Genomic DNA, 10,067 nt, shown 5'->3' with positions numbered 1-10,067 from the left:
GTCCCTGAAGTTAATGGTGGAAGCGGAAGCTCCTGAGAAGATCGCCAAACAGCGCGCCGTCGGCATCGCCCAGCGCGCGGGTGCAGGTCATAGTGAACACCAGGATTTTATCGCCGTCGACGTTAAACACGGCCTGCTGCTGCCAGATGCGTTTCCCGTCGCGCAGGTAGCTGGCATGGACGGTTTCACCCTGTAAAAGGCTGTCGCCCAGCGTAGCGGTGCTGCGCTCACCCTGCTTCCAGCCCTTGATGTGCTTTGCCATCAGGGCGAGCTGGCGATCGATATACGCGGCAAGCGCTTCGCCGGCGTTGAGGGCATCGCGGGAAATATTGAACGCGGGCGCATCCGCTGCAGGCGGCGCGAAGACATTGACGGTACGGTCCTGATAGCCCTCAGGAAAAGCAATCATTCCTTCATTAAACAGGCACTGCGAAGATGGTTCTGACATTGAGCGGGTCCCACCACATTTTTTCAGAAGCGGTAAGTTTCGCATATGTGTTTAAGGCTGACTATCCCCAGATTATTGCTCCACCGTCACGCTCGCCGAACGGAAAAACAGCGGCCGTTAGCCCGGCCCCTCGCCCCCCGCCGCCAGCAGCGGCACCACCACGTCGCTAATGGGCACCGCAATACCATGCCTGCGGCCATAGCGCTGGATCACCCCGTTGCGGATATCCCACTCCATCGGACGATCGGCCTGACGGTCGGCAAGGATCGACGTGCCTAAATCCTCGGGCGCGCGCTGGAAGTTCGCCAGAATCTCCTGGGCCACCGCATCGTCCAGCTTCGCCCCTTCGGCGCGGGCGACGGCAAGTCCCTCGTGCAGATAGGCCAGCGCCAGTTCGCTGATATCCTCGCGTCTGAACATCCCGGCGCGGCGGTTGGCCAGCACCATCAGCCCGGCGACCGCGTTTTGCAGCAGCTTGCGCCAGGCGACGGTGGCGAAATCTGTCGAGAGCTCAACATCACAGCGCGTCCCGCGAAGCGCCTCGACCACCCGCTGCGCCTGCGGCACATCCGGTAGCGTCAGACGCGGTTTTGCCCGCAGCCAGACGGAGGCGTCCGGCTCGCGCTGCGCCGGGAACCAGACCACCGACGGCAGCACCGTTGCGCCGTTGACCAAAGGCGCAAGCTGGGCTTTCTGCTCCACGCCGTTTTGCAGCGCGCAGACCACGGTGTTTTCATCGCACAGGGCGCGCAGCCACCCGGCGCTGTCGGCATTTTGCGTCGTTTTTACCGCCACAAAAACGAGGTCTACGGGGCGCATAATGACGGTGGGATCGGTGAGTACCGGACCGGGCACCACAGTTTCATCCTCATCGTGACGCAGGCGTAATACCGGATGCGCGGTGCGACCGCACAGCAGCGGCGTACGGCCCGCGTCATGCAGCACCGCGGCAATGGTGGTGCCAATCGCACCGGGACCAATCAGCGCAATGGTTGGATAGTCAGACATGGGTCACTCCCTTTTGCTAAGCCTGCTATCAGTTATACCACCCTGAAAAGAGCGCGCCACGCCCATTGTCTATACTCAACACATAACAGACAACGGAGTGCGCCATGCCCTTACCCGATTTCAAGTCCTCTGAACCTTATACCCTCGGCATTGAGCTCGAACTCCAGGTGGTTAACCCGCCGGGTTACGATCTGAGCCAGGACTCCTCTGCCCTCATCGCCGCCGTCAAAGACGACATCATAGGGGGCGAAGTCAAACACGACATCACCGAAAGCATGCTCGAAATCGCCACCGGTGTCTGCCAGACCATCGACCAGGCGGCGGCGCAGCTCTCCGTGATGCAGCAGAGCATCCTGCGGGCGGCGTCGGAGCAGCACATCCAGATCTGCGGCGGCGGCACGCACCCGTTCCAGAAATGGCAGCGGCAGGAGGTGTGTGACGACGAGCGCTATAACGTCACGCTGGAGCGCTTTGGCTATCTGATTTTGCAGGCGACGGTGTTCGGCCAGCACGTGCACGTGGGATGCCGAAACGGGGACGACGCGATTTACCTGCTGCACGGCCTGTCGCGCTTCGTGCCGCACTTTATCGCCCTCGCCGCGTCGTCGCCTTATATGCAGGGCACGGACACCAAGTTTTCCTCGTCGCGGCTCAACATATTTTCCGGGTTCCCGGATAACGGCCAGATGCCGTGGGTCAACAGCTGGCAGGAGTTCGAGGGGCTGTTCCGCCGCCTGAGTTCCACCAGCATGATCGACAGCATTAAGGATCTGCACTGGGACATCCGCCCCAGCCCGCACTTTGGCACCGTGGAGGTGCGGGTGATGGATACGCCGCTGACGCTCGGTCACGCCATTAACATCGCCGGGCTTATTCAGGCGACGTCGCACTGGCTGCTGACTGCGCGGCCCTATAAGCATCAGGAACGGGATTTTCTGCTGTACCGCTTTAACCGTTTTCAGGCCTGTCGCTACGGGCTGGAAGGCATTCTGACGGACGTGCATACCGGCGAGCACAAAACCGTGGCGGAGGATATCGCCTGGCTGCTGGAGCAGGTTGCACCGTCGGCCGAGAAACTCGGCGCGACGAGCGCCATCAAGGAAATTGCCCTGCTGTTAAAGCAGGGCAAGAGCGAGGCGCAGCGCATGCGGGACTTTATCGCCGATGGCGGCTCGCTGATTTCTCTGGTGCAGAAGCACTGTGAGCTGTGGGCGACGAGTCCGTAAGGCCGTGCCCCCATTCGCGAAGGCGCTGGAACAGCACGAACAGCGCCGGGATGAACACTATCCCCACCACGGTGGCTACCAGCATGCCGCTGAACACCGTGGTGCCAATGATACGGCGGCTCTGGGCACCCGCCCCGGTCGCCAGCATCATCGGCAGGACGCCTATGATGAACGACACGGCGGTCATCATTACCGCGCGGAAGCGGCGCGATGCCCCTTCCCGCGCGGCATCGACAATCGCCATTCCGTCCATACGCCGGGCGCGGGCAAACTCCACGATCAGGATCGCGTTCTTGGCGGCGAGGGCTATCAATAGCACCAGACCAATCTGCACGTACACGTCGTTGGCATAGCCTGCCAGCCACAGCCAGACCAGCGCTCCGCCGATGGCGAACAGCACCGAGAGCATCACGCTCGCCGGCAGCGTCCAGCTCTCATACTGGGCGACGAGGAACAGCCACGCCATCACCACCGCCGCCAGCACAATCCATATCGCCTGATTCCCGGTCTGCTGCTCCTGATACGACATGCCGCTCCAGGCGTAGTCGTACCCGGCTGGCAGGTTTTCCGCCAGAATCTCGCCCATCGCCGCCATTGCGGTGCTGCTGCTCACCCCTTCCGCTGCCGAGCCGCTCACCGATACCGACGGGAACTGGTTGTACTGCTGAATAAATGGCGCGCCGACGGTCGGCGTGATGGTGACGAGGTTGCTCAGACGCACCCGCTCGCCGCTGTTGCTGCGCACGAACAGCTCGCTGATTTGCTCTGCGCGCTCGCGCCACTGCATCTCGTTCTGCATCACCACGTGGTAGACGCGGTTGTTGACGCTGAAATCCCCGGCGCGCGTGCCGCCAAAGGCGGTTTGCAGGCTGCTGAAGATGCGCGACACCGGCACGTCGAGGCGGGCCGCGCGCTCACGGTCAACGGTGAGCGTCATCTGCGGCACGTTGCTGCTCCAGGTGGTGAACACGCGGCTCAGCTGCGGGTGCTGGTTGGCTTTCGCCAGCACCTCGCGAGTTACGCGCTCCAGCTCCGCCGGGCTCTGCCCCGCCTGTGCCTGAATGCGCAGATCGAAGCCGGAGGCGTTGCCCAGCCCCGGCAGCGTCGGCGGTGCAAAGGTCATGATGGTGGCTTCCGGCAGGGCCAGCAGCTGGCGCTGAAGGGTGCCCATCACCTCATCCAGCGGCGGACGCTCGCTCCAGTCTTTGAGCATGATGGAGATAAACCCGCCGTTCGATGCGCTGGTGCCGTTGAGGATGTTAAACCCGGAGACCTGAATCACGTCTTCCACCGCCGGGTTTTTAGCGATCAGCTCGCGCGCGGTGGTCATCACCGCTTCGGTGCGCTCCAGCGAGGCTGCCTCCGGCAGCTGGACGCTGGCGAAGAAGTAGCCCTGATCCTCCTGAGGCAGGAAGCCCTTTGGCATCGACATAAAGCTGAATACCACCACCGCCGCCGCGCCTGCGGTGGCCAGCAGCGCCAGCCACGGACGGAGGTTGAACACGCTCACGATCCGGGTGTAAAGCGTGCGCGTGGCGTCCAGCCCGCGGTTGAACCCACGGAAAACGGCGGCGGGCTGTGCCGGACGCGGGCGCAGCAGCATCGCGCAGAGCGCGGGCGTCAGGGTCAGCGCCACGAGGCTTGAGAGCGTGACGGCGGTCGAGAGCGTCACCGCGAACTGGCGGTACAGCTCGCCCACGATCCCCGGCAGGAGCGCCACCGGTACAAACACCGCCAGCAGCACCAGCGTGGTGGCAATCACCGGCCCGGCAATCTGACGCAGCGCCAGCGCGGTCGCCGCCGTGCGGCTCTGCCCTTCCGCCATCAGCGTTTCGACACTCTCCACTACCACGATGGCGTCATCCACCACCATGGTCAGCGCCAGAATGATGGCGAACAGACTGAGCGTGTTCGCGGAGTAGCCGAGCGCGTAGAGCACCGCAAAGGTGCCCACCAGCGACACCGGAATGGCAAGGGCGACAATCAGCGTCGCGCGCCAGCTTTGCAGGAACAGGGACACCACGACCACCACCGCCAGCATCGTCAGCGCCAGCGAGACGCCAATCTCTTTGATGGTAGCGGCCACAAACGAGGTGGTGTCGAATTTGACTTCATAGACCAGATCGTCCGGGAAGCGCGTGGATAACCGTTCCAGCTCCGCGCGCACCGCATCGGCAACGCGCAGGGCGTTAGCGGACGGCGTCGGGTAGATGCCAAGGTAGGCGGAGTCATGCCCGTTTAGCTGCGCGCCCGAGCTGTAGCTGCGCGAGCCAAGCTCAATGGTGGCGACGTCCTTCAGGCGCACCAGCTGGCCCATCTCCCCGGTGCGGATAATGATGTTGGCAAAGTCGTCGGCCTGGTTTAAGCGCCCTAGCCCGTTGATGGTTAGCGTCTGCTGCTGGCCGTTAAACACCGGCGGCGTGCCGACCTGGCCTGCCGCCCCCTGCACGTTCTGCTCGCGCAACGCCTGCGCCACGTCATCGCTGATCACGTTCAGGGCATTCATGCGGTCCGGACGCAGCCAGATGCGCATGCTGTAGTCGCGCGCGCCAAACATCTGTACCTGCCCGACGCCCGGCAGACGCGACAGCGCCTCGCGCACCTGGGTGCTGGCGTAGTTGCTGACGAACAGCGGCGTGTGGGTGTTATTTGGTGAGTAAAGGCTTACCCCCATCATCAGGTTGGTGGCGCGCTTGCGCACCTGCACGCCGTTTTGCTGCGCCTCGGTCGGCAGCTGCGCCACGGCCTGCGCCACGCGGTTCTGCACGTCGATGGCGGCGAGATCCGGATCGGTGCCCGCCGCAAAGGTGATGTTCAGGCTGTACGTGCCTTCGTCCGAACTGGTGGACTCCATATAGAGCATATGATCCACCCCGTTCAGCTGCGTCTCCAGCGGCGTGGCGATGGCCTCCGCCACGTCAGCCGAGCTGGCGCCCGGCCATGACGCTGACACATTCACGACCGGCGGTGTGATCTGCGGGTACTGCTCCACCGGAATAATCCTCAGCGCGATGGCCCCCAGCAGGGTGATGACCAGCGCAATCACCATCGCAAAGCGCGGGCGTTTGATGAAAAACGTCAGCATGATGGCTCCTTAATTCAGTATCTGGACGGCAACGCCTGGCTGCACGCGCTGCGCACCGTCAGTAATCGCTCGCTCACCGGGCTTCACGCCGGAGGCAATCCGGAACTGCTGGCCCATCTGCCCGGCGACCTTAAGCGGACGCATTTCGGCTTTATCCTCGGCGTTAACCACCCAGGCGAAGAACCCGTCGCCATTCTGCTGTACGGCAGCGGCGGGCAGGGTCAGGACAGGCTGCTCGCTTACCGGACCCAGGTAGACGTTCACGTTGCCGCCGGGCAGCAGCTGATGGCGCGGGTTGGCGAACTCGGCGCGCAGCATCACGCTGGCGGTGCGCGGGTCAATGCGGTTGTCCACGGAGGTGAGTTCCCCGCTGATGCGCTGGCCGTTGCTGTCAATCAGCGCCTGCCAGGCCTGCTTCATGGCGCTGATATCCGCATGCTGTCCGGCTTTAGTGGCAAACGCGCCCTCTTCCAGCGCAAAGGCAATGCGGATCGGATCGAGCTGCACCACCTCCACCAGCACGCCGCTGGCAGGATTCACCAGGCTGCCGACGTGAAAGTTGCTGTGCCCCACGCGCCCGTCAATCGGTGAGGTAATGCGCGTGTAGTTGAGGGTGACGCTGCGGGTCTCGAGCCGGGCTTTCGCCTGCTCCAGCGCGGCGCTCGCTACGTCGCGCTGCATGCGGGCGTTATCCACGTCGTGGCGGCTGATGGCGTTGCTGCTGCCCAGGCTTTCGAAGCGGGACAGCTGCTGTTGCGCCTGACGCAGCGTGGCTTCGGCGCTTTTCACCTCGGCCTGCGCCAGGCGCAGGGCGGCGCGCGGCTCGGCGTCGTCCAGCTCGAACAACACGTCACCTTTTTTCACGTACTGGCCGTCGCGAAAGTGGATTCTGGTGATGACGCCTTCCGTACGCGCGCGCAGTTCAACGGTGTGAATCGCTTCGATGCGACCCGGGATCTGACGTTCGGCGGCGTGGGCGGTCTGCTCCACGGTGGCGACACGCACGGGAATGACTGCGGCGAATGCGGGCGGCAGGGTAGCGGCGAGGAGCGCGAACAGAAGTGGGAATTTCATGGGAATACCTCAGTATTTACCCCTCACCCTAACCCTCTCCCCAAAGGGGAGAGGGAACTTGAACACCCTCTCCCCTTTGGGGAGAGGGCAGGGTGAGGGGTAAGGTTTTAGTTATGCAGCCTTACGGAACCTGCGGGTCAGTCGCTTCTCGATTTCGACGACGAAGAACATCACCCCCGCCACCGCCAGCGTCACGAACCAGTAGCGCAGCGGCAGTGCTTCGGTGCCGAACAGCATCTGCATAAACGGCAGGTAGATGATCGCCGCCTGGAGCAGGAACAGTACGCCCGTTACCAGCCAGATCCCTTTGTTCGCCAGCAGGCCGCGGTTCAGGGAGAACCCTTCGGTGTTGCGGCAGTTAATCATGTACACCCACTGGGCGCAGACCAGCATCTGGAGCAGCACGGTGCGGATGAACTCCGCGCTGTGCCCGCGCGGGGCCAGCCAGGCTTCCAGCGCAAAGGCGGCGATGGCAATCATGGTGCCGACGAAAGCCACGCGCCATACGGCGTAGGCGTCCATCACGTGCTGCCCGGTCTGGCGCGGCGGGCGGCGCATGATGTTGCGCTCGGCGGCCTCGAAGGCCAGGCCGAAGGAGAGCGTGGCGGAGGTCGCCATGTTCATCCACAGGATCAGTACCGGCGTCAGCGGAATGATGTTCCCCGCCAGCAGCGCAATCACAATCAGTAGCCCCTGCGCCAGGTTGGTCGGCATGATGAACAGAATGGTCTTCTTCAGGTTGTCGTAAACGCGACGCCCCTCTTTCACCGCGCTGGCGATGGTGGCGAAGTTATCGTCCGTCAGGACCATGTCCGCCGCCTCTTTGGTGACTTCCGTGCCTTTGATGCCCATCGCAATACCCACATCCGCCTGACGCAGCGCTGGCGCATCGTTCACGCCGTCACCGGTCATGCCGACGATTTCGCCTTTGTCCTGTAACGCTTTCACCAGGCGCAGCTTATGCTCCGGGCTGGTACGGGCGAAGATGTCATACTTCACCGCCGCTTCGGCCAGCTCGGCGTCGTCCATCTTCTCCAGCTCATAGCCGGTGACCGCCTGCTCGCTGTTGGTTATCCCCAGCATCTGGCCTATGCTCATCGCCGTCTGCGGGTGATCCCCGGTGATCATCTTCACGCGGATCCCCGCCTGCTGGCAGGCGTTAATTGCCTCAATCGCTTCCGGACGCGGCGGATCCATCATCCCGGCAATGCCGAGGAAGATCAGGCCGTGGCTCAGGTCGTCGTGAGTCAGTGCCTGCTCACCGTTCGCTGGCCTGAACGCCGCGGCGACCATGCGCAGCCCCTGACGCGCATAGCGCTCCATCTCCGTTTCCCAGTACGCGCGGTCAAAGGCTTGCGCACCGTTGCGGGTCTGCTGCTGCTCACACAGGGCGAAAATCACGTCCGGCGCGCCGGTGATCAATATCTGCTCCTCACCGCCAATCTGGTAGTGGGTGCTCATGTACTTGTACTGCGAGTCGAACGGGATCTTGTTGACCAGGGTGGTCTCGACCGGTGCGAGGTGGGCTTTTGCCGCCAGCACCTTCAGCGCGCCCTCGGTCGGGCCGCCGGTGATGCCCCACAGGCCGCGCTCGTCCTGAATCAGCTGGCTGTCGTTACACAGGTCGATGGTGCGCAGGTACTGCTCCAGCACGGTGCCCGGCTGGATCTGCACCGGCTCGTCGCTGCCTTCGAGGTAGAGGTTGCCCACCGGCTCGTAGCTGTTGCCGTCCACGCGATAGCACGTATCGGCGGTAATGATGGCTTTCACCGTCATCTCGTTCATGGTCAGGGTGCCGGTTTTATCCGAGCAGACCACGGTCATCGCGCCCAGGGTTTCAACCGTCGGCAGCTTGCGGATAATCGCCCGCTTACGCGCCATCGCCTGTACGCCCAGAGAGAGGATGATGGAGATAATCGCCGGCAGACCTTCCGGTACGGAGGCTACCGCCAGGCTAATCAGGGAGAGCAGCAGCTCGCCCATCGGGATCTCGCGGAACACCAGGCTGAAGACAAACAGCGCGGCCATCATCGCCAGAATGATGGCGAAAATCGCTTTGCCCAGCTTGTCCATCTGCACCAGCAGCGGGGTGCGGTGCTTTTCAATGCCCGCCATCATCTGGTTGATGTGGCCGAGCTCCGTATCCTTACCGGTCGCGGTGACCAGGCCAACGCCACCGCCCGCGCTTACGGTCGTCCCGGAGAAGACCATATTGGTGCGGTCGCCCAGCGGCAGTTCACCGCTCAGCGGATTAATGTGTTTATCCACCACGGCGGATTCGCCGGTCAGAATTGCCTCTTCCACGCGTAAATTATGCGCTTCGATTAAGCGCATATCCGCCGGAATACGATCTCCTGCGCGCAACACAATAATATCGCCTGGGACGACTTCCGTCGTCGGGATGGTTTCATGGTTACCATTACGAATTACGCGCGCCTCGCTGGAGAGCATATTGCGAATACTCTTCAGGGATTTTTCTGCGTTACTTTCCTGAATGTGGCCAATTAAGGCATTGATTACCGCCACACCCAGGATAACCAGCGTATCAACCCAGTGTCCCATTACAGCCGTTAATACGGCGGCCGCCAGCAGGACGTAAATCAGGACATCGTTAAAATGCGCGAGAAAACGCAGCCAGCCCGGCTTGCCTTTTTTCTCCGGCAGCGCGTTCGGGCCATGCTTCTGCAAACGCGCCTGCGCCTCGGTGCGGCCCAGGCCATTCGCCTGGCTCTGCGCCTGAGCAAGCACCTGCTCTACGGTCTGCTGGTACGCCTGCCCGCCTGCGGGTGGCATATTCTGCGAGAAATTTTTTTTGGTCATGGTATTTTTCCTTCAATATCCGGTGGACGGAAGCCGGAATTCCTTTCTGGCTTTAAATAATTCATTTTTAAGTCTTGCGGGTTAAATTGATCTACCGCAATATATTGACTACCCGGTTATTCAAAACTGATTAAAATTATTTCGACGCGTTGATTTTTACAAAATATTTCTAAACCAACACTAAACGAGGAGGAAGCATGTTTGGTATTTATCGCGGGCGGCGCCTGGCGTTATACATTGTCGCAGCCATTGTTATTGCGACGTTAATTGGATATAGCACCTATAGCTTTGTAAAATTATTTTCGTGAAAAAGACGTTTATTTACATTACGCGATATTAATTTAATCGCCCCGGAAATATTATCTATTTTCCGTTATTAACTCGCAGAATAACGGTGGCCTTTCAC

At 61.7% G+C, this 10,067-nt stretch carries 6 protein-coding genes; 1 reads left to right on the top strand and 5 read right to left on the bottom strand.

The genetic code is table 11. The features are described from left to right. Nucleotides 1–10: 10 nt before the first annotated feature. Nucleotides 11–448, bottom strand: coding sequence for a DcrB-related protein (locus tag HWQ15_RS14080; protein ID WP_063149194.1), 438 nt, complete (start codon nt 446–448; stop codon nt 11–13). Between the two features lie 117 nt (nt 449–565). Next, nucleotides 566–1,456 carry an oxidoreductase gene (locus tag HWQ15_RS14075; RefSeq protein WP_063149193.1) on the bottom strand — a complete coding sequence of 297 codons (891 nt, stop codon included), beginning with the start codon at nt 1,454–1,456 and terminating at the stop codon, nt 566–568. Nucleotides 1,457–1,560: 104 nt separating this feature from the next. On the opposite strand from HWQ15_RS14075, the gene HWQ15_RS14070 reads away from it, so the two are divergent. Then, nucleotides 1,561–2,682, top strand: coding sequence for a YbdK family carboxylate-amine ligase (locus tag HWQ15_RS14070; protein ID WP_063149192.1), 1,122 nt, complete (start codon nt 1,561–1,563; stop codon nt 2,680–2,682). Here the strand turns inward: HWQ15_RS14070 and HWQ15_RS14065 are convergent. The 3 genes from HWQ15_RS14065 to HWQ15_RS14055 all read right to left on the bottom strand — a co-directional run bounded on the left by HWQ15_RS14065 (nt 2,612) and on the right by HWQ15_RS14055 (nt 9,661). Beyond that, a complete protein-coding gene (locus tag HWQ15_RS14065; protein ID WP_063216039.1) occupies nt 2,612–5,767 on the bottom strand; it encodes an efflux RND transporter permease subunit in 3,156 nt (1,051 codons plus the stop codon). The two genes, HWQ15_RS14070 and HWQ15_RS14065, sit on opposite strands and share 71 nt — an antisense overlap. A gap of 9 nt (nt 5,768–5,776) precedes the next feature. Then, nucleotides 5,777–6,841 (bottom strand): efflux RND transporter periplasmic adaptor subunit, encoded by a 1,065-nt coding sequence (locus HWQ15_RS14060; RefSeq protein ID WP_063149190.1) that lies wholly within the window; start codon nt 6,839–6,841, stop codon nt 5,777–5,779. 111 nt (nt 6,842–6,952) lie between these two features. Next, nucleotides 6,953–9,661, bottom strand: a complete 2,709-nt coding sequence (locus tag HWQ15_RS14055) for a cation-transporting P-type ATPase (protein ID WP_063216041.1) — start codon at nt 9,659–9,661, stop codon at nt 6,953–6,955. Nucleotides 9,662–10,067 lie beyond the last annotated feature (406 nt).

The sequence above is a fragment of the Enterobacter sp. DSM 30060 genome (assembly GCF_013375955.1).
GTDB classification, from domain to species: domain Bacteria; phylum Pseudomonadota; class Gammaproteobacteria; order Enterobacterales; family Enterobacteriaceae; genus Enterobacter; species Enterobacter intestinihominis.
This window is presented reverse-complemented; position numbering and strand designations above follow the sequence as displayed.